The following is a 20,915-nucleotide window of genomic DNA, read 5'->3' on the forward strand; positions in this document are numbered from 1 at the left end:
TCCCGGCCCGACGAGCCGCGGCTCCGGCGGTGCCGTCGCGCGGACGGGGGCCGGGGGGTCGGGGCGTGGCGTCGCCGCTCGGACGCCTCGCCACTTCTCCCTCTCGCCCCGGGCCGCCACACCCCCGACATCGCCACTTGACAGGTGACCGTCATCACCTCACCATTTGGTACGTAACCAGTTGGTACATAAGCAGCTGGGGTCCCATCGCCCGACGAGGGCGGGGAGCGGACGGCCGGTGACCCCGGGCGCCGCGCAGCACGGAAACGCCGCACGCTGACCGCACCGGGCCCCGCCCGGCCCTACCCGGCACGACTCGGTCGCTGCCGCCGGTACTCCCAGGAGAACCCCATGACCTCCACCACCGCCGCCGGTGGACCCCCGACCGATCGCGTGCCCCGCAAGGCCGCGCTCGCGAGCTTCGTCGGCAGCATGCTCGAGTACTACGACTTCTTCATCTACGGCTCTGCGGCCGGACTGGTCTTCCCGACCGTCTTCTTTGCCGACAGCGATCCCGCCACGGCAACCCTGCTGTCGCTGGCCACCTTCGGCGTCGCCTACGTGGCCCGGCCGCTCGGCGCGGTCATCATCGGCCACTTCGGCGACAAGCTCGGCCGCAAGAAGATGCTGGTGCTGACGCTGCTGCTGATGGGCGTCTCGACGTTCCTGATCGGCCTGCTGCCGTCCTACGCCGCCATCGGGGTCGCCGCGCCGATCCTGCTGGTCGTGCTCCGCGTCCTGCAGGGGCTGTCGGCCGCCGGCGAGCAGAGCGGTGCGAACTCGTTGACCCTGGAGCACGCGCCCGAGGGGCGGCGGGGCTTCTTCACCAGCTTCACCCTCAGCGGCACCCAGGCCGGCCTGATCCTGGCCACCCTCGTGTTCATCCCGGTCGCGGCACTCCCGGACGAGCAGCTGTTCAGCTGGGGCTGGCGGATCCCGTTCTTCCTCTCCGCCGTCGTGGTGGCCGTCGGCTACTGGGTGCGGCGCACGCTGCCCGAGACGCCGGAGTTCGAGAAGGTCGAGCAGAACCACGCCGTCGCCAAGCTGCCCGTGGCCGTCCTGTTCCGGGACCACTGGCCCAGCGTGCTGCGCGTCATCCTGTGCGCGCTGGTCTCGGTGGTGAGCACGGTCGTCGCCACGTGGGCGCTCGCCTGGGCGACCGGTGACCTCGGCCTGGAGCGGGCGACCTTCCTGTGGGTCATCGTCGCGGCCAACGTCGTCGCGCTCGGCGCGATCCCGATGTGGGCCCGGCTGTCGGACCGGATCGGTCGCCGGCCGGTGTTCGCCTTCGGTGCGCTCGGGTCGGCCGTCCTAATCTTCCCGTTCCTGTGGGCCGTGGCGCAGGGGAACTTCACGCTGATCTTCGTCTTCGGGCTGCTGCTCTCCGGGGTCGTCTACTCCGCGGCGAACGGCGTCTGGCCGACGCTCTACGGCGAGATGTTCGACACCCGGGTCCGGTACTCGGGCATGGCGATCGGCACGCAGATCGGGTTCGCCCTGGGCGGTTTCTCGCCGACCATCGCCGCGGCGATCGTCGGTGACGGTCCGAACGGCTGGCTGCCGGTCGCCTTCCTGACCGCCGGTGCCGCCACGGTGGCGGGCCTGTGCGCCCTGACCGCCCGCGAGACCGCGCACGTCCCGCTCGCCCGGCTCGGCACGCCGGCCGCGCGTGTCCCCGAGCGGGAGACGCTGGCCGCTTGATCCGCCGTCCTGCGGGCCCCGGCTCCGGCCGGGGCCCGCAGCATGTCCGGCGACCACGGCACATGCCTCACGCCCGCGGCGGGAGCCGGGGCGTCCCGGGCCCTCAGGCCTCGGTCACCTCGAAGGTGTGCGTCGGCGAGACGAATTCCTCCTGCCCCGCGACCAGGAGGATCTCCCGTGAACCGGCATCCTCCGTGCGCTGGAGCAGGCCGAAGACCGACGCCGCGGCGCGGCCGAGCGCGGTGCCGGCCGAGCGGGTGTCGAGCCAGTGCGCCAGGAACAGAGCGGCGATCGCGTCGCCGGCACCGTTCACCGAGACCCCCAGCCGCGGGGTGCGCACCCGGAAGTGCCGGCCACCCTCGGACGCCAGCAGGTCCACGGCGTCGTCCGGGGTGTCGTCGGTGACCAGCGAGGTGGTGAGGACCACCCGGGGCCCGAGGGCGTGGACCGCGGCGACCGCGTCCTTGACCGAGGCCAGGGACCGCGTGGTGGCGCCGGAGAGCAGGTCCAGCTCGAAATGGTTGGGCGTGACGATGTCGGCGGCCGGCACCGCGACCTCGCGCATGAACTCCTCGATGCCCGGCCGGACGAAGATCCCGCGGCCCACGTCGCCGATGACGGGGTCGCAGCAGTAGACGGCGTCCGGGTTGGCCTTCCGCACCCTGCCCACGGTCTGGACGACGGCGTGCCCGATGTCGGCCGAGCCGAGGTAGCCGGAGAGGACGGCGTCGCAGCGTCCGAGCACGCCGCGGTCGGAGATGCCCTGGACGAGCTCCTCGACCGCCTGACCGTCGAAGACCCGACCGGTCCACGCGCCGTAGCCGGTGTGGTTGGAGAACTGCACCGTGTGCACCGGCCACACCTCAATACCGAGACGCTGGAGCGGGAACACGGCCGAGGAGTTGCCGACGTGCCCGAAGGCGACGTGGGACTGGATCGAGAGGACATTCACCACGGGGAGAAGCTAGATCCCGCGCCCGTCGGGCCCGGACACCGGTGCCGCGCTCGCCGCCCCTCCGGAGCGGCGAGGCGTGCGACCACCAGGCCGGTGAGCACCGCGCCGGCCGCGTTGAGCAGCGCGTCCACCGGTGAGACGACGCGCCCCAGGGGCAGGCTCCACTGCAGCAGCTCCACGGCCGCTCCGGCCGCGACGGAGGCCGCGACGAGCCGGCCGGGCGCCGACAGCGGCGGCCACCGCAGGACGGCGAGCGCCGCGAGCGGTGCGAGCAGGACCAGGTTGCCGAACAACTGCAGCATCGCGGGTCCCGAGCCCAGCGCGGCCGCGTACCACTGGAGCTCCGACACGGGCGCGGCCCACGACCAGCCCCCGCCGGTGGGCACCAGAGTGACGAGGGCGACCCCCGCCAGGGCGGAGGCCAGCCCGGCGTCGAGGACCCGGCGGGTCGGCCTCACGGGCGCCTCCCCGAGATCGTTGACGCCGACCGCTGGGCGAGGCCATGGATCGCGGCGGCGCCGAGCGCGTCGCCCTCCACGGCGAGCCGCTGCAGTGGCACCGGCTCCGTCACGAGGCGGTGGGCGGTCGCCGGGTCGAAGAGCCGGCGGTGCGGGTCGTCGTCCATGCCCTCACCGTGCTCCGCGTACCCGCACCCGAGCTGGGGACGGCCTGGACGTCGGCTGGGACCGGGGACGCAGGCGGGGTCCCTCGGGACCGGTGGGTGGCGGCGGCGGTCGGGGACGATCATGGGGTCGTGATCGACCACGGTCCGGGTGCAGTGCGTGACGCCGTCCCCGCGGACGCGCTGCGCTGTGCACAGATCTACGCCCCCTACGTGCGCGAGACGGCCATCTCCTTCGAGACCGATCCGCCGGCCGCGGACGAGATGGCGGGGCGGATCGCCGAGGCGCAGCGCGAGCACGCCTGGCTGGTGCTCGAGGACGGCGGGACGGTCATCGGTTACGCCTACGGCGGGCCCTTCATGAGCCGGGCCGCCTACCGCTGGGCGTCGACCGTGAGCGTCTACCTCGACGGCGCCCGCCGGCGGTCCGGTGGCGGGCGGGCTCTCTACGAGGCGCTGTTCGACCGCCTCGCCGCCCGCGGGATCCGCACGGTGCTCGCCGGGATCGCCCTGCCCAACGAGGCCAGCGAAGGCCTGCACCGGGCGCTGGGCTTCGAACCGGTCGGCACCTACCGGCGGATCGGCTGGAAGCACGGCCGCTGGCACGACGTCGTCTGGCTCCAGCGCCACCTCGGCGACGACGCGCCACCGACGCCGCTGCCCTGACCCGGCGGCCGCGAGGTGGCGCACGGGGGCACCGAGCCGAGCCTTGCCGATGAGTCCCGTCGGTCGGGGTGGTCCTGTCGACGAGAACGGCAGGGACCGGAGGAGGCCGGGATGAGCGAGCGGACAGGCAGGCAGGGACCCCTGGACACCGAGTTCACCGCCACGCTGGTGCAGAGCCCGGCGCCCGGAGGCTGGACCTACGTGCAGATGCCCGGCTCGGCCGAGTTCTTCGGCACCCGGGGGCTGGTGAAGGTGCGTGGCAGCGTGGACGGGCACCCGTTCCGCGGCTCGTTCATGGCCCTGGGTGACGGGACGCACAAGCTGCCCGTCGCGGCCGACGTGCGACCGGCCATCGGCAAGCAGGCCGGTGACGCCGTCACCGTGCACCTGGACGAGCGGATCTCCTAGCCCGGCTTCAGCGCCCGCGCCCCGGGCCGGGCGGCCGAGGAGGTCGGCCTCGGCGCGGTCCCGGTCGACGCCGGGTCTACCGCGATCTCTGCTGGTACCGGGCGACGGCGACGAGCACGCCCAGGACCACGACCAACGGCACCCAGGAGGGCACCCCGAACGGCCCCAGGAAGAGCGCGACGACGAACAGCAGGAGCTGGAAGCCGACCACGAAGGCGACCAGCATCACCACCCAGAAGAGAACGGGCCGCTCCATCTGCATGCGGCGCAAGTACTCCATCGCTCCTCCTCGGTCGCGCGATCGGCACAGCGGCTGGGTGGCTGGGCCCTCGGAGGCATCGGCAGCCGGGGAGTGCAACTGAAGACGACCGTCGCCTCCACAACGCCCTGCCCCGGGTTCGAGGTTCCCGCGTCGGCACCGGTCCCGACCGATCGCGGGCCGCCCTGAGCGGGCGGGCGGCCGGCAGGGAGCGGTCAGGCGTCGATGACGATCGGGATGATCATCGGGCTGCGCCGTCCCCGGCGGTGGGCCCACTGGCCCACCGCGCGCGCGATGAGCTGTTCCAGCTGTGTCGCCCCGCCCACACCCTCCTCGGCCGCCTTCGCCAGCGCCTTCTCGATCAGCGGCACCACGGCGTCGAACGTCGTCTCGTCGTGGGCGAAGCCCCGGGCCAGGAAGTCCGGCGGCTCGGCCAGCATGCCCGTGTCGGCGTCGACGATGGCGACGACGGTGACGACACCCTCCTCGGCGAGGTTGCGCCGGTCCTTGAGGTGGGCCTCGGTCGCGCCGCCGACCGTCTCGCCGTCGACGTAGACGTTGCCCGCCGGCACCTTGCCGCTGATCTTCACCCGGCCGTTGAGCAGGTCGACGGCGAACCCGTCCTCGGCGATGACGACGCCCTTCGGGTGCACCCCGGTCCGGATCGCCAGATCGCCGTTGGCGCGCAGGTGCCGCCACTCGCCGTGCACCGGCATCACGTTGCGCGGCTGCACGAGGTTGTAGCAGTAGACGAGCTCGCCGACGCTGGCGTGCCCGGAGACGTGCACCTTGGCGTTCCCCTTGTGCACGACGTTGGCGCCCCAGCGGGTCAGCTCGTTGATGACCCGGTAGATCGCGTTCTCGTTGCCGGGGATGAGCGAGCTCGCCAGGAGGACGGTGTCGCCCTCGGTGATGCGGATGACGTGGTCGCGGTTGGCCATCCGCGACAGCGCCGCCATCGGTTCGCCCTGGGATCCGGTGCAGACCAGGCAGACCTGGTTGGCCGGCAGCTTCTCCAGCACCTTCATGTCCACGACCAGGCCGTCGGGCACGTTGAGGTAGCCGAGGTCGCGGGCGATGCCCATGTTGCGGACCATCGACCGGCCGACGAAGGCGACCTTGCGGCCGTGGGCGTGAGCCTGGTCGAGCACCTGCTGGATGCGATGCACGTGGCTGGCGAAGCTGGAGACGATGACCCGCCGCGGTGCGGTGCGGAAGACCTTCTCGATGGCCGGGACCAGCTCACCCTCGGACGTGGTGAAGCCGGGCACCTCGGCGTTGGTCGAGTCGGTGAGGAAGAGGTCCACGCCCTCCTCGCCGAGCCGGGCGAAGCCGCGCAGGTCGGTGATCCTGCGGTCCAGGGGGAACTGGTCCATCTTGAAGTCGCCGGTGTGCAGGACGAGGCCCGCGGCGGTGCGGATGGCGACGGCCAGGGCGTCGGGGATCGAGTGATTGACCGCGAGGAACTCGAGGCCGAAGGGGCCGAAATCGACCCGGTCACCCTCGGACACCTCGACGGTGACCGGGCGGATCCGGTGCTCCTTGAGCTTGGCGTCGATGAACGCCAACGTCAGCTTGGAGCCGACCAGCGGGATGTCGGCCCGCTCGCGCAGCAGGTAGGGCACGCCACCGATGTGGTCCTCGTGGCCGTGCGTCAGCACGATCGCCACGACGTCGTCCAGCCGGTCCCGGATGGCGGTGAAGTCCGGGAGGATCACGTCGACGCCGGGTTGGTGCTCCTCCGGGAAGAGCACCCCGATGTCGACGATCAGCAGCTTGCCGGCGTGCTCGAACACGGTCATGTTGCGACCGATCTCGCCGAGGCCACCCAGGGCGATCACGCGCAGGCCGCCGTCGGGCAGGGGCGGCGGGGTGCGCAGTTCAGGGTGCGTGCGACTCATGCCCTGAACGTTACGGCGGCGCTCCGGCGGGCCGACACGCACTCGTGCGCCGGCGCCTGCAGGAACCAGTGCCGCCCCGGAAATGCAGAACGGGGGCCACGGCGCGCTGCGCCGTGACCCCCGTCCCGGTGGATCAGATGGGGCGAACGTTCTCCGCCTGGGGGCCCTTCTGGCCCTGCGTGACGTCGAACTCGACCTGCTGGCCCTCGTCGAGCGACTTGTAGCCGTCCGAGACGATGGCGGAGTAGTGGCAGAAGACGTCGGCGCCGCCGCCGTCCTGGGCGATGAACCCGAAGCCCTTCTCCGCGTTGAACCACTTCACAGTGCCCTGAGCCATGCTGTTCTCATTCCGTGCTGGGGGTGTCCGGACCGGCAGTCGCCGGTCTTCGGGTCGCTGCACCACCGGCAGGACCGAGAGGAACGTCAGGCAGAAGACGACTGCGGACGTTCGAGAACGAAGCAGAGGCACAACAGCGACCAGGGACAACCCTACGCTGTCCGGCTTCCCGACGGGGACGCGCGTCCCCGACCGGGGGTCTCCCACCCGCTGTCCCGCCCGTCGGCGCCACCACGCGGCCGCCTCCGTGGTGCCCTGCGTCGGGGGTCCGGGCTGCACCGCGGTCGGGTCCGTGCCATCGTGCTCCGGAGAGTCGGGCGCCGGACCCGCTCCGCCGGGCCTCCGGAAGGGCTGCATGAACCAGCAACTGGCCGATCGTCTTCGCTTCCTGCGTGCCTTCGCCGCCAACCCACGCCAGGTCGGGGCGATCCTGCCGACGTCCCGGCTGGCCGTGCGCGACATGCTCGACATGGGCGACGTGCCCGGCGCCTCCCTGGTCGTCGAGCTGGGTGCGGGCACCGGCTCGCAGACCGGCGAGATCCTCGCGCGGATGGGGCCCGACGCTCGGCTGGTGGCGCTGGAGATCGACCCCCGGCTGGCCAAGCTCCTCGAGGAGCGCTTCGACGACCCGCGCCTGCAGGTCGTGTGCGACTCGGCGGAGAACCTCTGGGAGCACCTGGGCGAGGAGCGGGCCGACGTCCTGGTGTGCGCCCTGCCGTTCACCTCGCTGGAGCCGGGCCTGCGCCGCCGCATCCTCGAGTCCCTGCCGGGGGCGCTGGCTCACGACGGCGTCGCGCTGGTGATCCAGTACTCGCCGCTGATCCAGTCGGAGCTGCGCCGGCTGTTCCCCTCGGTGCGACGCCGCATCTCGCCGGTGAACGTGCCGCCGGCCTTCCTCTTCGCCTGCCGCCGCAGGGCCGCCACCGACTGACGGGCGGCTGCCCCGGCGATGAGTCCGTCGGTCCAGAGGCGTCTACCCCGCGTGGCCGACGGCAGCGAGCAACCCGTGTCCGACGGCAGCGAGCAACCCGTGTCCGACGACGAGACGCAGATCCGCGATCTGATCCGGCGGTGGGCCAGGGCGGTGCACGAGGGCGACCTCGACGCCGTCCTGGCCGATCACGCGGACGACATCGTCATGTTCGACGTCCCGCCGCCGGAGGAGGGTGTCCGCGGGATCGCGGCCTACCGCGACACCTGGCCGCCGTTCTTCGACTGGCAGCGGCAGGGCGCCGTCTTCGACATCGTCTCGCTCGAGGTCGCGGCGGGCGGCGACGTGGCCTTCGCCCACGCGCTGCTGCGCTGTGGCACCGAGGAGGAGCTGGCGCAGGATCCCGGTAACCGGCTGCGCCTCACCCTCGGCCTCCGGAGGCAGGACGGGCGGTGGGTGGTCCCCACGAGCACCACTCGTTCCCCCGCCGGGGGTGAGCTCAGCGTCGTGCCATCAGCGCCGAGATCTCGTGGGCGGACTCGACGGTCGGCGCAGCCGCCAGGGCGTGGGCCAGAGCGCGCTCCTCGCGCAGGTGGGCGCGAGCGGCACGGCGGCGGCTGAAGGTGGACTGCAGGCGGGACATGGCGATTCCTTCGGTTTCTCAGTGGGTGGCTGATGCAAGGACCGGGACGCGCGGGGGAGCGGTGGGTAGCGGCTCCGGAGCGGCGAGCGGACTGGTGACGGCGTAGACGTCGGCCTCCGGGGTGAGGGTCGCCCCGGGGAGCACGCGGCGCAGGAGACCCAGGACCGGTCCGTTGTCGGGCTGGACGGTCGCGGTGAGGGTGCGCACTCCACGGCGTGCGGCGAGGCCGGTGACCTCCGCGAGGAGCTGCCGGCCCACTCCCACGCCCTGCCAGGCGTCCTCGACCAGGACGGCGATCTCGGCGGTGGACGGGTCCTCGACCGGCCGGTCGTAGCGGGCGACGCCGACCACCTCGCCGCCGACGACGGCCACGACGGCCTCCCGGAGGTCGTGGTCGACGGTCACCAGGCGGCGGACGCTCTCCTCGGGGAGCGCGTGCACGGGCGCGTGGAACCGGCGGTACACGGTCTCGCGGGAGAGGCGGCCCCAGAGCCGGCAGAACAGTCGCCGGTCCGCCGGTTCCACCGCCTCGTCGCCACCGTGACGTCCATCCCGGCCTCCTGGGTTCGTGATATGAACTGTGCTCCTCCGGGGGAGGTTCGTCAAGTGAACCCAGCGTGGTTAGACTGCGGATGTGAGCAACGCCTCCTGGGACCGGTCCCGATGCTCGGTCGCCGGCACCCTGGCCGTGGTCGGCGAGAAGTGGAGCCTGCTCGTCCTCCGGGAGGCCTTCCTCGGCGTCCGCCGGTTCGCCGACTTCCAGCGACAGCTCGGGGCGCCCAAGGCGGTCCTGACCGACCGGCTGGGCACCCTCGTCGAGCAGGGGATCCTGCGCCGGGTGCCCTACCAGGCCGAGGGGGAGCGGCAGCGCCACGAATACCGCCTGACCGCCAAGGGGCTCGACCTCTATCCCACCCTGGTGGCGCTCATGCAGTGGGGCGACAGGTACCTCGCCGACGACGGCGTCCCGCCGCTGTCGCTGGAGCACCGGGACTGCGGTTCCCCGGTGCACCTCGGTCTCGTCTGCGACGAGGGGCACGAGCTCACCGGTGCGCGGGACGTCCACGCGGTGCCGAGGTCGACGGCCGTCACCTCTGGCTGAGGGACTCCATGCTGCGGACGAAGTCGGCCGCGCGGTCCGCGTAGTCGCGGTACTGCCCGAAGCTCGGTGCGGCGGGGGAGAGCAGCACCACGCCGTCGGGGCGGGCCCACTCGAACCCGGCGCGCACGCCGTCGGACAGCGCCGGTACCTCGCGCACGTCGAGGTCCGGTGCGCCGGCCCGGAGCGCCTCGGCGATCCGCGGGCCGCTGTCGGGGAGGCACAGGACCAGCAGGTGGGCCCGGCCGGTGAGGCCCTCGGCCAGCGGCGCGTAGTCGATGCCACGGTCGTGGCCGCCGACGAGCAGCACCACCCGCCGGCCGCGGAACGCGTCCACGGCGGCGAGCGTCGGCAGCACGTTGGTCGACAGGCTGTCGTCGACGAAGTCCACCCCGTCCACCCGGCCGACCGGGCGGAGCCGGCTGCCCAGCCCGGCGAAGTCCCGGGCGGCGGCGGCGATCCGCGCGTCGTCGTCGGCGCCGGGCACACCCAGCTCGACCAGGGCGGCGCGGGCCACGAGCGCGTTCCGGACGTTGTGCTCGCCCAGCAGCCCCAGCCCGCCCGTCCAGCCGGGGTCGTCGGTGGCGCGCACCCAGCGAACCTCGGAGCCCAGCAGGTCGGCGTGCTCCCGCAGCAGGGGGCTGTCCCCGTCGGCGACCACCCGCCGGACCCCGGGCCGCCGGCACAGCGACAGCTTGTCGCGGTAGTAGTGCTCCGGGCCGCCGTGCCAGTCGAGGTGGTCCTGGCTCAGGGACGTCACGGCGACGACGGCGGGACCGAGGACCACGTCGGTGGCCTGGTAGCTGGAGGTCTCCACGACCCACCAGTCGACGTCCTGCGGCGCCTCGGGGTCCCAGGGCGCGGTACCGAAGTTGCCGCCGAGCAGCACGCGTTGCCCGAGCCCGGTGGCCAGGTGGCCGGCGATGGCCGTGGTCGTGCTCTTGCCCTTGGTACCGGTGATGCACAGGACCCGGTCGCGGTCGGCCTCGGCCAGCCACAGCCCGAGGCCACCGGCCACCGGGACGCCGGCGGACTCCAGCGACTGCAGGTCCGCGCGCGTCCGGGAGATGCCCGGCGACTTGACGACGACGTCGCAGCCGGCCAGGGCGTCCAGCCCGCCGTCCCCCGTGGCGAGGACGTCATCGGCCGCCGGCCGGTCGTCGACCAGCGCCTGCGGCGCGATCCCGAGCGCAGCGAGCTTGCGCAGGTTCGCGCGACCCTCGACCCCGAGGCCCCAGACGCCGACCCTGCGGTCGCGCAGGTCAGACCAGGAGATCGTCGGCGGCATACGGCGCTTCGATGAAGTGCTCACCCATCGGGGCGAAGTACCGGTCGGTCGGACCCGGTGTGGCCGGCTGCTCGGCCCGCAGCTGGGCCAGTACGGGGTTGCCGGCGCGGTCAGGTCGGGCCGCGGCCAGCTCCAGGGCCACGCGGCACTCGCCGGCGTCACCCACGCACTCGAACGGTTTCGTGGCGGCCGTGTCGCCGAGGAGCCCGCGGAAGCGGGGCAGCAGGTCGGGGCGGTCCAGGGGCTCCCGGCCGCCGAAGACCGCGCGCAACTGCTCGGCGGACATGAAGGGGGCGAGGATGAGGTCGATGAACGCGCACTTGTCGCACTCGCCGCACCAGGCCGACGCACGCAGGGCCGGGTCGACGTGGAAGGCGCGGTTGCAGCTGCGGAACACCGGGTGGTACTCGGTCAGCCGGGCGAACCGCTCGGCCACCCACAGCTCGGAGTACGGCCGCAGCGCCGAGAAGTAACGGAACCCCGGCAGGACGGCGTCCAGGAGCCGGCGGAAGCCGGACTCGAAGTCCAGGGACTTCGAGTACTGGTGGTTGATGCCGCGGCCGTCGACCTCGATGGTCGCCGCGGACGCCGACCACTCGTTGCTCATGATCACCGCGCTGCGGTGGTCGAGGACGGCGGCGAGGACGGCGATGGCCGAGAGCACGCCGGTGACCGGCACGTGCCCGTTGAGGAAGCCCAGCTCGCGGCTGCGCAGCACCTGCGGGTCGAGCGTGCGGCCGGCCCGGACGATCGGCAGCTTCGTGACCGCCGCCGCGTCCTCGATCGGGTCGAACCGGCCGACGATGAACAGGCTGCTGTCGGGGAACCGCTGCTTGGTCTCCTCCACCACGACGACGGAGTCGATGCCGCCGCCGAACGGGATCAGCGGCCGTTCCTCGGGCAGGTGCCAGGGGACCGGCTCGGCCAGGTCGCGCCGGCCCCCGACGATCTGCAGGTCGTCGATCGAGAGGTCGTTGACGTAGCTGAACTCGCCCAGGCCATGGAGGTAGAACTCGCGCAGGAACGCGACCTCGTCCTCGGTGACGGGGGTGTCGCCCAGCTCGATCACCGGGGGAGCGCCGGTCTTGTAGTAGGAGATGCCGCTCAGCAGGAAGAGGATGCGGGCCGCCGCGGCGACGCCGGGCTGGTCCCAGTCGAGTTCGGGAGGCAGGTGGACGGTCTCCTGGAAGGAGCGGCCGTCGAGGGAGTACCGCGAGGTGATCTCGCCGGTGGCGGGTGCGATGTCCACGCCCTCGTAGGTGAACCTCTCGCCCCGGCGGTCGTCGCGCTTCATCGTCGGCGAGCCTACCCGGCGGCCGCCACCGTCCCGGTCGTCCGGTGCGATCCGGTGCAGGTCACGAGGGGCGCCGAGCGAAGACGATCACCGGGCGGCGTGGGCGCGCAGCGCCGCGACGACCATCCGGTGGTCCTCCACCTGCGGGAGTCCGGAGACGACGACGACGCCGACCGGCCCGACCGAGCGCACCGTGATGGGGAACGCCCCGCCGTGGGCGGCGTAGCGGGCTGGATGGAGACCGAACTCCGCCTCGAACGTCGTGCCTCGCTCGATGCTCGCCTGGCGCATGTAGAGGCTGCTGTGCCCGAAGCGGTCGACGACCCGCGTCTTGCGCCGGATCCACCCGTCGTTGTCCCGGCTCGAGCCGGGCAGGGCTGCGTGGAACAGCTGGTGCCGGTTGCGGCTGATGTCGACCGCGATGGGCGCGCCCCGCTCCTGGCCCGCGGCGACGAGCGCCGACCCGAGCGCCCACGCGTCGTCGTGGCTGAACCCGGAGAACTGCAGCTCCTCCTCCTCGGCGGTCAGCTCGGCCAGGGAGTACGCCTCGTCGCTCATGGGTCCTTCCTACCGCCCCGGGTCAGGTCCCCCGGACGCGCCACCCGTCGGGGCGCGGCCCGAGAACAGTGCCGTATCCGCTTCCGTCTGCCGCCGGGCGACGTCTCCGAGCTCGCGCCGCGGAGCTGACCGGACCGCTTCCCCGGGCAGAAAAGTCGCTCGCGACCGATCACTTCACGGCGGACCCTGCGTCTGACAGGTGACAGCGGTTCGCGGGGGCCTGGGTGAGGAGTCCGATGACGACGCATGCACCACTCGCGATCGAAGCCACGGGGCTGGAGAAGTCCTTCGGGGCGACCCGGGCGGTCGCCGGTGTCGACCTGGCCGTGCCGGAAGGCGCCATCTACGGCGTGCTCGGGCCCAACGGCGCGGGGAAGACGACGGTCATCCGGATGCTCGCCACCCTCATCGCGCCCGACGCGGGCAGTGCCCGGGTCATGGGGCACGACATCCACGCCGACGGGGACGCCGTCCGGGGGCTGGTCAGCCTCACCGGCCAGCTGGCCTCGGTCGACGAGGAGCTGACCGGGCGGGAGAACCTGGTGCTCCTGGGCCGGCTGCTCGGGCTGTCCCGGAGGGCCGCGAAGGCGCGGTCGCAGGAGCTCCTGGAGGCGTTCGAGATCGCCGAGGCCTCCGGCCGGCTGGTGAAGCACTACTCGGGCGGCATGCGACGGCGACTGGACATCGCGGCCAGCATCGTCGTCACCCCCCGAGTCATGTTCCTCGACGAGCCGACCACCGGCCTGGACCCGCGGTCGCGCAACCAGGTGTGGGAGATCGCCCGGGCACTGGTCGCCGGCGGGACGACGATCCTGCTCTGCACCCAGTACCTGGAGGAGGCCGACCAGCTGGCCGACGGCATCGCGGTCATCGACCGGGGCCGGGTCATCGCAGAGGGCACCCCCGGGCAGCTGAAGGCATCGGTCGGCGCCGGCGCGCTGCACGTCCGTCTCCTCGACCCGGGCCGCCGGCCGGAGGCTGCGGCTGTCCTGGGACGCGCGGTCGGCGCCGTGGAGCTGGAACCGGATCCGGCGGCGCTCACGGTGTCGTGCTCCGACGCCGAGCGGGCGGCGACCGGCGTCGCGGAGCTGGCCCGCGCCGGCGTCGGCATCGCCGAGTTCTCCCTGGGCCAACCGAGCCTGGACGAGGTCTTCCTGGCGCTCACCGGGCACATGGCCGAGTCCGACCACACCCTCGAGGAGCAGGCGTCATGAACCCGACGACCACGACAGCCGGCGGCGCCGACACCGCCGCGGTCCGCCGGGCCATCGCCTCCACCGAGCGGCCACCCCGACCCGGCCGGCTGTCGACGGCGCTCACCTTCGGCTGGCGCGGGATGCTCAAGGTCAAGCACGTGCCCGAGCAGCTGGTCGACGTCACCATCACGCCGGTGATGTTCGTGCTGATGTTCACGTACCTGTTCGGCGGCGCGATCGCCGGGTCCACCAGCGCCTACCTGCAGTACATCCTCCCCGGGATGCTGGTCATGTCGGTGCTGTTCACCACGGTCTACTCCGGCATCTCGCTGAACACCGACCTGACCAAGGGCGTCGTGGACCGGTTCCGGTCCCTCCCCATCTGGCGGCCGGCCCCGCTGCTGGGGTCCCTCCTCGGCGACAGCGTCCGCTACGTCGTCGCCGGCACCGTGATCATCGTGCTGGGCGTGGCCCTGGGCTACCGGCCCGAGGGCGGGGCGGTCGGGGCGCTGGCGGCACTGGCGCTGGTCGTCGTCTTCTCGTTCGGGCTGTCGTGGGTGTTCTCGGTGCTCGGCCTGCTGCTCCGGTCGCCGAACGCGGTGATGAACTCCGGGTTCATGGCCATCTTCCCGCTGACGTTCCTCTCCAACGTCTTCGTCGACCCGACGACGCTGCCCGGGCCCCTGGAGGCGTTCGTGGACGTCAACCCGATCTCGATCCTGGCCACGGCGTCGCGTTCCCTCATGCAGGGGCAGCCGGACGGCACCGCCATCGTCGTCTCCCTGGCCGTGGCGGCGGGCCTCGCGGCGGTGTTCCTGCCGATCACCACGCGCCTCTACCGCAGCCGGTAGGACCGCGGCGGACGAGGAATCGCCACGGTCGAGGATCCCGCGTCAGGCGCCGGGATCGGGTAGGCCTGTACCCATGACCGTCAGCTACTTCGCCCTGTACCGCACGCCCGAGGACCCGGCCGCCTTCGAGGAGCACTACTTCGGCACGCACGTGCCGCTGGTGGAGAAGACGCCGGGACTGGTCGAGAACCGGGTTCACCGGGTCACCCGCCAGTTCGTCGGGCAGCCGGACTACTTCCTGCTGGCGGAGCTGGTGTTCGAGTCGGCCGAAGCCATGAAGGCCGGATTCCGGTCGCCGGAGTGGGCGGAGTCGGGCAAGGATCTCGTCGCCTGGGGAGGCATGGAGCTGGTGACCATGTTCTCGGCCGAGCCGCATCCGGGCCGCCCCGTCGCCTGACGGGTCAGGGGTCGACCGGCGGACCGGAGCCCACCGCGCGGTGCGCGCGTCGTCGACTGCCGCCCTCGTCGTCCCTCTCGTCCTGCAGGGGTGTCCCGGTCGCAGTGCACCGCATCCCCTGTCGGCAGAACGCCATGGACACCACCCGCGGTCCGAGCGGTTCAGGCGGGAACGCGGCTCGGGACGGCGCGGCCGAGCAACCGGGCGACCGCGGGGGCGACGTCGGCGACGCGGGGGAGCACGGCCGCCACGTAGGCATCGGGGCGCAGCACCCAGATCTCGTCGGGCCGGGCGCCGAGCGCGTTCGGCAGGGTCGGCCCTCCGTCGAGGTCGGCGATGCGGTGCACGGCGATCGGCAGGTCGCCGGGAAGTGCTTCCGGCAGCCGGGGGTGGGGCGCCTCGTCGCCCACGAGCACGGTGATGCCCTCGCGGGCGAGCTGGCGCAGCCGGACGAGGTCGGGCCGCCCGCCCACGGTGACCGGACAGTCGGGCACCAGGATGCCGGGGGCGGGAACGGGAACGTCGCCGCGGGCCGGTCGGCCGGAAAAGGGGCGGCGCTCGTCCGGCGTGGTCAGCGGCGAGTCCACGTATCAGAAGGGCTCGGCCAGCCGCCCGGAGTCCACCTGCGCGCGGGCGGCCGGATCGTGGGCGGCGCGCTCCAAGACGTCGAGCCTCCGGCCGGCGTCCTCCTCCGTGCCAGGGACCAGGAAGCGCATGGTGGCGCCGGTGACCTCGAGGTTCTCGAGCGCGGCGGCGTGCCGCTCGTCGTGGTAGCTGTCGAGCAGCGTCGCGGGCGCCCAGCCTCGGGCCACGAACGCGATCTTCCATGCGGCGTTCTCGGCGTCCAGCACCCCGGAGTTCAGGCCGCGGGCGCCGAACGGGGCGACCAGGTGGGCGGCGTCTCCGGCGATGAGCACGCGGCCGACCCGCATCCGGTCCACGACACGGGAGTGGAAGCGGTAGACCGACTTCCACACGATCTCGTAGGGGCGGTCGCCGATCACCTGGCGGATGCGCCGGTCCAGCCCACCCGACGTCTCCTCGGCGCGGAGGTCGAAGCCCGGCGGCACCTGCCAGTCGATGCGGAAGGTGGAGTCGGGGCAGGGGTGGATGAGCACCTGGCGCCCCGGATTCCACTCAGGATCGAAGTAGAAGCGCCGCTCCTGCTGCCATCCCGGGAGGTCGGTGCGGATGTCGCAGATGAGGAACTGGTCGCCGAAGGTCTGCCCGTCGAAGGACAGCCCCAGGGCGGTGCGGACGGCATCGCAGCGCGCGCCGGAGCACGCGAGGAGGTAGCTGCCCCGCACCACGGCCTCGCCCTCGTCGGTCGCGCAGGTCAGGGCGACGGCCCCGGCCCCGTCCGCCGGACCTTCCTGCGCGATGCCGACCACGCGGTGCCCCCAGCGCACCTCGATCAGCGGCTCGGCGGCGATCCGCTCGTCGAGCAGCCGCTCGGTCTCGCACTGCGAGATGTTGACGAACGGAGGGAACGGTGACCGCCCGCGGGCGGCGAACCGGACGCTGAACAGCTCGGTGTCGCGGTGGAACGTGCGGGCGGTCGTCCAGGTGACCCCGCGGCGGGCCACCTCGGCCCCCACGCCGACGGACTCCCAGACGTCGAGGACGTCGCGCTGCTGGCAGATCGACTTGCTGCCGACCATGTCGCGCTCGGGCCGGCTGTCGAGGACGACCACCGGCAGGCCCCAGCGGGCCAGCAGCAGGGCCGCGGTCTGGCCGACCGGGCCGGCGCCCGCGACCAGCACGGGGCCGGCGACGGGGGAGCGGCTCATGCCCGGTCAGCCCTGCAGCTCGGCCCAGACCTGGCGGTCGCGCTCCGCCGTCCAGATCACCGGTCGTTCGATGCCGTCGAGCTCGTCCCACAGCCGCTGCACGTCGAAGGGCAGGCAGTGCTCGAAGATGGGCCAGCACCCGAACGTCGGAGCGAGGGCCTCGTGCGTGGCCCGGAAGGCGTCCTTCAGGGAGCCACCGGAGCGGTGGGCGGCGCCGACGGTCCGCTGCATGGTGAGGAGGAACTCCCGGCCGCGGACGGCTCCACCCCCGCTCCTGACGAGGGGCCGCTCCTGGCGCGTGAGGGCCGGCCGGCGCCTGGCACGCCACTGCTGGAGGTCGAGGGCCTGACCAAGCGCTTCGGCGGCGTGACCGCGGTCGACGGCCTGGACCTCACCGTGTACGCCGGGGAGATCGTGGCCCTGATCGGGCCCAACGGCGCCGGCAAGACGACCGCGTTCAACATGATCAGCGGCGCGGTCGTCCCCACCGCGGGCCGGGTGACGATGGCCGGCACCCGGGTGGACGGCCGCAAGCCGCACGTCTTCGCCCGGGCCGGCGCGACCCGCACCTTCCAGAACCTGCAGTTGTTCAGCTCGGCCACGGTGCTCGGCAACGTCATGGTCGGCCGGCACCTGCGCAGCCGCACCGGTCTCGTCGGCGCCGCCCTCGTCGTCCCCGGCCGGCGGGAGGAGCGTGCGATCGAGGCAGCCGCGCGAGAACTGCTCGACCTCCTCGGCCTGGGCCAAGACGCCGACCGGCTCGCCGTCGACCTGCCCTTCGGCCGCCAGCGGCTGGTCGAGGTCGCCCGCGCGCTGGCGGTCGAGCCGGATCTGCTGCTGCTGGACGAGCCGATGGCCGGGCTGTCGGGCGCCGAGCGGCGGGACCTGGCCCGGCTGCTGCGGCGGCTGCGCGCCGGCGGGATGGCCATCGTGCTCGTGGAGCACGACGTCGAGGCCGTCCTCGCCCTCGCCGGCCGGGTCGTGGTCCTCGAGGGCGGGGTGCGCATCGCCCTGGGCACCCCCGAGGAGGTCCGGCACGACCCGGCCGTCGTCGCGGCCTATCTCGGGGTCGAGCCGGAGGACAGCACCGCGGTCGCGGTCGCGGAGGCGGGACCGGGCGGTTCCTCATGAGCCGGGAGGTCCGATGAGCCTGGAGGTGCGGGGCCTGTCGGCCGGGTACGGCCGGCTGTCGGTGCTGCACGGCCTCGACCTAGAGGCGGCGGACGGACGGCTCGTCGCCGTCATCGGCGCCAACGGCGCAGGCAAGACGACGCTGCTCCGCGCGCTGTCCGGGCTGATCCCGGTGAGCGGCGGCTCCGTCACGCTGGCCGGCGTCGACGTGACCGGGTACGGCCCCGAGCGGCTGGCGCGGGAGGGGCTGGCCCACGTGCCGGAGAACCGGCTGGTGTTCCCGTCGCTGACCGTCGAGGACAATCTCCGGCTCGGCGCGTACACCCGTCGGCGGGAACCGGCGGCCGAACGCAGGCGGGTGCGCGACCGGGCCCTGGCGTTGTTCCCGCGGCTGGAACCGCGTCTGCAGCAGGCCCCCGGGACGCTGTCCGGCGGCGAGCAGCAGATGCTGGCCATCGCGCGGGGGCTGATGGCCCGGCCACGGGTGCTCGTCCTGGACGAGCCCAGCGTCGGGCTCGCGCCGCGCCTGGTGGGTGAGATCTTCGCCGCGCTCGGCCGGCTCCGTGACGACGGGCTGACCCTGGTGGCAGTGGAGCAGAACGCCCGCGCCGCTTTCGCCGTCGCCGACCACGTCTACGTGATGGACCGGGGCCGGGTGGTGCTGCACGGCGATGCCGCGACGCTCGCATCCGACCCGAGGGTCACCGCGGCCTTCCTCGGCGGCGGCTTCAGCGAAGCCACCTCCCCGGTGGAGGGCCCGGCTCCGGATGCCGCGGAGGAAGCGGGCCACCGATGACGCTCCGCACGCCGGCCCCGCGTCAGTCCCGGCCGGGAACCGGCAGCCCGCCGGCGTCGGAGGCACCGCGCCGGCTCCGGCGTGCCTCCTCGCTGAGGCGGGCCTCGATCAGCGCCGCCGGGCGCACCAGCTGCACCGTCGCGCCGCGCCCGAGGTCACGCCCGTAGGAATCCGTGGCGCGGCACTCGCAGGTCAGCCGACCGTCGCGCACCTCGACGCAGCGTGCGGTCACCCGGAGGGTGTCGCCCACCCAGCTGGGGGCCAGGTGCTCGACCGAGACGGACGTGCCGATGCCGGCCTCGCCGGGTTCCAGGTGTGGCACCAGGAGCTTGCGGCCGGCCTCCTCGAAGTGCTTGGCCATCGTGTAGGTCGCGTAGACCGGGTGGACGTTCCCCATCTCGTCGAAGTCGACCGTGTGGTCGGGGCGCACGACGACGTCGAGGACCGCCGTCGTGCCGACCGGGATGGGGAGCATGCGGGATCAGGCGTCGAAGTCGACGGTGACGGCGTCGGACACCGGGAGCGTCTGGCAGGTCAGGACGTAGCCGGCGTCCAGCTCCGCGGCCTCCAGCGCGTAGTTGCGGCGCATGAGCACCTCGCCGTCGGTGACCCGTGCCCGGCAGGTTCCGCACACCCCGCCCTTGCAGGCGAAGGGCAGGTCGCCGCGCACCTTCTGGGCCGAGTCGAGGACCGGCTCGTCGCGGGGGAGGGCCATGGTCGTGGATCGGCCGTCGAGGATCACGGTGACTTGGCTGCTCGGCCCGGTGACCGTCTCCTCGTCGCCGCGCACGGGCTCGGGCGGGACGTCGTCGACGTAGAAGAGCTCCTGGTGCACCTTCTCCGAGGGGACGCCGAGCTCGGCCAGCAGCGCGCGGGCGTCCTGCACCAGCCCGTGCGGCCCGCACAGCCACCAGTGGTCGACGTGCTGGGCGTCGACCAGGTTCTCGACGAGTGTCCGCAGCCGCGCCCCGTCGAGGCGGCCGCTGGTCAGCTCGGCGTCGCGCGACTCGCGCGAGAGGACGTGGACCAGCTGCAGGCGGGTCCCGTAGCGGTCCTTCAGGTCCGCGAGCTCGTCGGCGAACATCACCGTGTTCGTGCGCCGGTTGCCGTAGAAGACGGTGACCGTCGAGGTCCCGTCCCGCAGGACGGTGCCGGCGAGGGACAGTGCCGGGGTGATCCCGGAGCCGGCGACGACGAAGACGTGATCGCCGGGGGTCGAGAGGTCGGCGGTGAACGTGCCCGACGGGGGCAGGACGTCGATCCGGTCGCCGGGCTGCACCTCGTGCACCAGGTAGGAGGAGAAGAAGCCGCCCGGCACCTCGCGGACGCCGACCCGCGGCTGGGCCCCCATGGGTGCGCAGATGGAGTACGAGCGGCGCTCGTCGCGGTCGCCATCCACCCGGCGCAGGGTCAGGGCCTGGCCGGGCCTGAAGCGGTAGTCCTCGACGAGGTCCTCGGGGACGTCGAAGGTCACGGCGACGGCGTCGTCGGTGAGCTTCTCGACCCGGGCCACCGTCAGGGGGTGGAACTGCGGCCGCCGGCGGGTGGGCGCACTCATCAGATCTCCTTGACGTGCTCGAACGGCTCGCTGCAGCTGCGGCAGCGGCGGAGGGCCTTGCAGGCGGTGGCGCCGAACTCGCTCAGCTCCTCGGTGTCGGACGAGCCGCACAGGGGGCAGGCCGCCGTCCGGCGCGTCGCGTCCAGCCGCAGCGGCACGGGACCGGGGGAGCGGACCGGCGCCGCACCGGGCGGGGCGATGCCGGCCTCGACCAGCTTGCGCCGGCCGGCCGCGGTGATCCAGTCGGTGGTCCAGGCGGGGGAGAGGACGGTCCGGACGTCGACGTCGGGGAAGCCGGCGCGGTGCAGGGCGTGCACGAGGTCGGCCCGCATGACACCCATGGCCGGGCAGCCGGTGTAGGTCGGCGTGATCTCGACGACGACGGTGCCGTCGTCCTCGATCCGCACGTCGCGCAGCACCCCGAGGTCGGCGAGGGTCAGCGTCGGCAGCTCCGGATCGGTGACCGTGGCGGCCACCTCCCACGGGTCCTCGCGGCCGATGTGGCCACTTCGGCCGTTCCTGCGGGCGGCCACG

27 protein-coding genes are annotated in these 20,915 nt (G+C 73.2%); 11 read left to right on the forward strand and 16 right to left on the reverse strand.

Going from position 1 to position 20,915, the window contains the following annotated elements; genetic code table 11:
- Positions 1–351: 351 nt before the first annotated feature.
- Complete coding sequence (locus CHB94_RS00605; protein ID WP_089334642.1) at positions 352–1,701, forward strand: MFS transporter; 1,350 nt, start codon at positions 352–354, stop codon at positions 1,699–1,701.
- 103 nt (positions 1,702–1,804) lie between these two features.
- Here CHB94_RS00605 and pdxY read toward each other — a convergent pair whose 3' ends face one another.
- From pdxY to CHB94_RS25900, 3 genes are read right to left on the reverse strand one after another with little or no spacing between them, the layout of a single operon-like run.
- Positions 1,805–2,656, reverse strand: coding sequence for a pyridoxal kinase PdxY (pdxY, locus tag CHB94_RS00610; protein ID WP_217899103.1), 852 nt, complete (start codon positions 2,654–2,656; stop codon positions 1,805–1,807).
- On the reverse strand, positions 2,650–3,114 hold the full coding sequence (locus CHB94_RS00615) for a VanZ family protein (protein ID WP_089334643.1): 465 nt from the start codon (positions 3,112–3,114) through the stop codon (positions 2,650–2,652). The genes pdxY and CHB94_RS00615 overlap by 7 nt, the downstream gene beginning before the upstream one ends.
- Positions 3,111–3,281 (reverse strand): hypothetical protein, encoded by a 171-nt coding sequence (locus CHB94_RS25900; protein WP_254920310.1) that lies wholly within the window; start codon positions 3,279–3,281, stop codon positions 3,111–3,113. Before CHB94_RS25900 ends, CHB94_RS00615 begins: the two co-directional genes overlap by 4 nt.
- 129 nt (positions 3,282–3,410) lie before the next feature.
- Between CHB94_RS25900 and CHB94_RS00620 the strand changes: the two genes are divergently transcribed.
- Positions 3,411–3,944 carry a GNAT family N-acetyltransferase gene (locus CHB94_RS00620; RefSeq protein ID WP_254920311.1) on the forward strand — a complete coding sequence of 178 codons (534 nt, stop codon included), beginning with the start codon at positions 3,411–3,413 and terminating at the stop codon, positions 3,942–3,944.
- 111 nt (positions 3,945–4,055) lie between these two features.
- Positions 4,056–4,352 (forward strand): DUF1905 domain-containing protein, encoded by a 297-nt coding sequence (locus CHB94_RS00625; protein WP_089334645.1) that lies wholly within the window; start codon positions 4,056–4,058, stop codon positions 4,350–4,352.
- 76 nt (positions 4,353–4,428) lie between these two features.
- Here the strand turns inward: CHB94_RS00625 and CHB94_RS00630 are convergent, their stop codons facing one another.
- The 3 genes from CHB94_RS00630 to CHB94_RS00640 all read right to left on the reverse strand — a co-directional run bounded on the left by CHB94_RS00630 (position 4,429) and on the right by CHB94_RS00640 (position 6,849).
- Positions 4,429–4,632, reverse strand: coding sequence for a hypothetical protein (locus CHB94_RS00630; protein WP_089334646.1), 204 nt, complete (start codon positions 4,630–4,632; stop codon positions 4,429–4,431).
- Positions 4,633–4,826: 194 nt separating this feature from the next.
- On the reverse strand, positions 4,827–6,512 hold the full coding sequence (locus CHB94_RS00635; protein ID WP_089334647.1) for a ribonuclease J: 1,686 nt from the start codon (positions 6,510–6,512) through the stop codon (positions 4,827–4,829).
- Positions 6,513–6,645: 133 nt separating this feature from the next.
- Complete coding sequence (locus tag CHB94_RS00640) at positions 6,646–6,849, reverse strand: cold-shock protein (protein WP_089334648.1); 204 nt, start codon at positions 6,847–6,849, stop codon at positions 6,646–6,648.
- 355 nt (positions 6,850–7,204) lie between these two features.
- Here CHB94_RS00640 and CHB94_RS00645 point away from each other — a divergent pair, with 355 nt between their 5' ends.
- Positions 7,205–7,780, forward strand: a complete 576-nt coding sequence (locus tag CHB94_RS00645; RefSeq protein WP_089334649.1) for a class I SAM-dependent methyltransferase — start codon at positions 7,205–7,207, stop codon at positions 7,778–7,780.
- A 51-nt stretch (positions 7,781–7,831) separates the two neighbouring features.
- Positions 7,832–8,401, forward strand: a complete 570-nt coding sequence (locus tag CHB94_RS00650; protein ID WP_217899104.1) for a YybH family protein — start codon at positions 7,832–7,834, stop codon at positions 8,399–8,401.
- A gap of 40 nt (positions 8,402–8,441) precedes the next feature.
- On the opposite strand, the gene CHB94_RS00655 is transcribed toward CHB94_RS00650, so the two are convergent.
- Complete coding sequence (locus CHB94_RS00655; protein WP_176445341.1) at positions 8,442–8,948, reverse strand: GNAT family N-acetyltransferase; 507 nt, start codon at positions 8,946–8,948, stop codon at positions 8,442–8,444.
- A 109-nt stretch (positions 8,949–9,057) separates the two neighbouring features.
- On the opposite strand from CHB94_RS00655, the gene CHB94_RS00660 reads away from it, so the two are divergent.
- Positions 9,058–9,525, forward strand: a complete 468-nt coding sequence (locus tag CHB94_RS00660; RefSeq protein WP_089334651.1) for a winged helix-turn-helix transcriptional regulator — start codon at positions 9,058–9,060, stop codon at positions 9,523–9,525.
- On the opposite strand, the gene murD is transcribed toward CHB94_RS00660, so the two are convergent.
- The 3 genes from murD to CHB94_RS00675 all read right to left on the reverse strand — a co-directional run bounded on the left by murD (position 9,512) and on the right by CHB94_RS00675 (position 12,662).
- Positions 9,512–10,834 (reverse strand): UDP-N-acetylmuramoyl-L-alanine--D-glutamate ligase, encoded by a 1,323-nt coding sequence (murD, locus tag CHB94_RS00665; RefSeq protein WP_176445342.1) that lies wholly within the window; start codon positions 10,832–10,834, stop codon positions 9,512–9,514. The two genes, CHB94_RS00660 and murD, sit on opposite strands and share 14 nt — an antisense overlap.
- Positions 10,785–12,104, reverse strand: coding sequence for a MurL-like N-terminal domain-containing (locus CHB94_RS00670; RefSeq protein WP_089334653.1), 1,320 nt, complete (start codon positions 12,102–12,104; stop codon positions 10,785–10,787). The genes murD and CHB94_RS00670 overlap by 50 nt, the downstream gene beginning before the upstream one ends.
- 87 nt (positions 12,105–12,191) lie before the next feature.
- On the reverse strand, positions 12,192–12,662 hold the full coding sequence (locus CHB94_RS00675) for a heme-degrading domain-containing protein (RefSeq protein WP_089334654.1): 471 nt from the start codon (positions 12,660–12,662) through the stop codon (positions 12,192–12,194).
- A gap of 236 nt (positions 12,663–12,898) precedes the next feature.
- On the opposite strand from CHB94_RS00675, the gene CHB94_RS00680 reads away from it, so the two are divergent.
- The 3 genes from CHB94_RS00680 (at position 12,899) to CHB94_RS00690 (ending at position 15,106) form a co-directional block, all read left to right on the forward strand.
- Positions 12,899–13,876 carry an ATP-binding cassette domain-containing protein gene (locus CHB94_RS00680; protein ID WP_089334655.1) on the forward strand — a complete coding sequence of 326 codons (978 nt, stop codon included), beginning with the start codon at positions 12,899–12,901 and terminating at the stop codon, positions 13,874–13,876.
- A complete protein-coding gene (locus tag CHB94_RS00685) occupies positions 13,873–14,709 on the forward strand; it encodes an ABC transporter permease (protein WP_089334656.1) in 837 nt (278 codons plus the stop codon). Before CHB94_RS00680 ends, CHB94_RS00685 begins: the two co-directional genes overlap by 4 nt.
- A gap of 73 nt (positions 14,710–14,782) precedes the next feature.
- Positions 14,783–15,106, forward strand: a complete 324-nt coding sequence (locus tag CHB94_RS00690) for an EthD family reductase (protein WP_089334657.1) — start codon at positions 14,783–14,785, stop codon at positions 15,104–15,106.
- Positions 15,107–15,267: 161 nt separating this feature from the next.
- Here the strand turns inward: CHB94_RS00690 and CHB94_RS25905 are convergent, their stop codons facing one another.
- Genes CHB94_RS25905 through CHB94_RS00700 form a run of 3 tightly spaced genes read right to left on the reverse strand, consistent with a single transcriptional unit; the run spans position 15,268 to position 17,127 of the window.
- Positions 15,268–15,693 carry an FAD-dependent oxidoreductase gene (locus CHB94_RS25905; protein WP_254920312.1) on the reverse strand — a complete coding sequence of 142 codons (426 nt, stop codon included), beginning with the start codon at positions 15,691–15,693 and terminating at the stop codon, positions 15,268–15,270.
- Positions 15,694–15,696: 3 nt separating this feature from the next.
- Entirely contained in the window at positions 15,697–16,896 is a 1,200-nt protein-coding gene (locus tag CHB94_RS00695) for an FAD-dependent monooxygenase (protein WP_254920313.1), read from the reverse strand.
- Positions 16,897–16,902: 6 nt separating this feature from the next.
- On the reverse strand, positions 16,903–17,127 hold the full coding sequence (locus CHB94_RS00700; protein WP_254920314.1) for a hypothetical protein: 225 nt from the start codon (positions 17,125–17,127) through the stop codon (positions 16,903–16,905).
- Between CHB94_RS00700 and CHB94_RS00705 the strand changes: the two genes are divergently transcribed.
- Entirely contained in the window at positions 17,101–18,027 is a 927-nt protein-coding gene (locus tag CHB94_RS00705) for an ABC transporter ATP-binding protein (RefSeq protein WP_254920315.1), read from the forward strand. The two genes, CHB94_RS00700 and CHB94_RS00705, sit on opposite strands and share 27 nt — an antisense overlap.
- A gap of 13 nt (positions 18,028–18,040) precedes the next feature.
- The gene (locus CHB94_RS00710) at positions 18,041–18,823 is read left to right on the forward strand and encodes an ABC transporter ATP-binding protein (protein ID WP_089334658.1); all 783 of its coding nucleotides are present in this window, start codon (positions 18,041–18,043) and stop codon (positions 18,821–18,823) included.
- Between the two features lie 22 nt (positions 18,824–18,845).
- Here the strand turns inward: CHB94_RS00710 and CHB94_RS00715 are convergent, their stop codons facing one another.
- From CHB94_RS00715 to paaD, 3 genes are read right to left on the reverse strand one after another with little or no spacing between them, the layout of a single operon-like run.
- On the reverse strand, positions 18,846–19,298 hold the full coding sequence (locus tag CHB94_RS00715; RefSeq protein WP_089334659.1) for a thioesterase family protein: 453 nt from the start codon (positions 19,296–19,298) through the stop codon (positions 18,846–18,848).
- Positions 19,299–19,304: 6 nt separating this feature from the next.
- Positions 19,305–20,381: a 1,2-phenylacetyl-CoA epoxidase subunit PaaE gene (gene paaE, locus CHB94_RS00720; RefSeq protein ID WP_089334660.1), complete on the reverse strand. Its 1,077-nt coding sequence runs from the start codon at positions 20,379–20,381 to the stop codon at positions 19,305–19,307.
- The gene (gene paaD, locus CHB94_RS00725; RefSeq protein WP_254920316.1) at positions 20,381–20,914 is read right to left on the reverse strand and encodes a 1,2-phenylacetyl-CoA epoxidase subunit PaaD; all 534 of its coding nucleotides are present in this window, start codon (positions 20,912–20,914) and stop codon (positions 20,381–20,383) included. Before paaD ends, paaE begins: the two co-directional genes overlap by 1 nt.
- Position 20,915 lies beyond the last annotated feature (1 nt).

The sequence above is a fragment of the Blastococcus mobilis genome (genome assembly GCF_900188025.1).
GTDB lineage: Bacteria > Actinomycetota > Actinomycetes > Mycobacteriales > Geodermatophilaceae > Blastococcus_B > Blastococcus_B mobilis.

Bases quoted from the DNA above. Each gene is read 5' to 3' on its own strand.
- CHB94_RS00605 (WP_089334642.1), top strand. From the start codon at position 352: ATGACCTCCACCACCGCCGCCGGTGGACCCCCGACCGATCGCGTGCCC.
- CHB94_RS25900 (WP_254920310.1), bottom strand. From the start codon at position 3,281: ATGGACGACGACCCGCACCGCCGGCTCTTCGACCCGGCGACCGCCCAC.
- CHB94_RS00625 (WP_089334645.1), top strand. From the start codon at position 4,056: ATGAGCGAGCGGACAGGCAGGCAGGGACCCCTGGACACCGAGTTCACC.
- CHB94_RS00630 (WP_089334646.1), bottom strand. From the start codon at position 4,632: ATGGAGTACTTGCGCCGCATGCAGATGGAGCGGCCCGTTCTCTTCTGG.
- CHB94_RS00635 (WP_089334647.1), bottom strand. From the start codon at position 6,512: ATGAGTCGCACGCACCCTGAACTGCGCACCCCGCCGCCCCTGCCCGAC.
- CHB94_RS00640 (WP_089334648.1), bottom strand. From the start codon at position 6,849: ATGGCTCAGGGCACTGTGAAGTGGTTCAACGCGGAGAAGGGCTTCGGG.
- CHB94_RS00645 (WP_089334649.1), top strand. From the start codon at position 7,205: ATGAACCAGCAACTGGCCGATCGTCTTCGCTTCCTGCGTGCCTTCGCC.
- CHB94_RS00670 (WP_089334653.1), bottom strand. From the start codon at position 12,104: ATGAAGCGCGACGACCGCCGGGGCGAGAGGTTCACCTACGAGGGCGTG.
- CHB94_RS00675 (WP_089334654.1), bottom strand. From the start codon at position 12,662: ATGAGCGACGAGGCGTACTCCCTGGCCGAGCTGACCGCCGAGGAGGAG.
- CHB94_RS00680 (WP_089334655.1), top strand. From the start codon at position 12,899: ATGACGACGCATGCACCACTCGCGATCGAAGCCACGGGGCTGGAGAAG.
- CHB94_RS00685 (WP_089334656.1), top strand. From the start codon at position 13,873: ATGAACCCGACGACCACGACAGCCGGCGGCGCCGACACCGCCGCGGTC.
- CHB94_RS00690 (WP_089334657.1), top strand. From the start codon at position 14,783: ATGACCGTCAGCTACTTCGCCCTGTACCGCACGCCCGAGGACCCGGCC.
- CHB94_RS00695 (WP_254920313.1), bottom strand. From the start codon at position 16,896: ATGAGCCGCTCCCCCGTCGCCGGCCCCGTGCTGGTCGCGGGCGCCGGC.
- CHB94_RS00700 (WP_254920314.1), bottom strand. From the start codon at position 17,127: ATGCAGCGGACCGTCGGCGCCGCCCACCGCTCCGGTGGCTCCCTGAAG.
- CHB94_RS00710 (WP_089334658.1), top strand. From the start codon at position 18,041: ATGAGCCTGGAGGTGCGGGGCCTGTCGGCCGGGTACGGCCGGCTGTCG.
- CHB94_RS00715 (WP_089334659.1), bottom strand. From the start codon at position 19,298: ATGCTCCCCATCCCGGTCGGCACGACGGCGGTCCTCGACGTCGTCGTG.
- paaE (WP_089334660.1), bottom strand. From the start codon at position 20,381: ATGAGTGCGCCCACCCGCCGGCGGCCGCAGTTCCACCCCCTGACGGTG.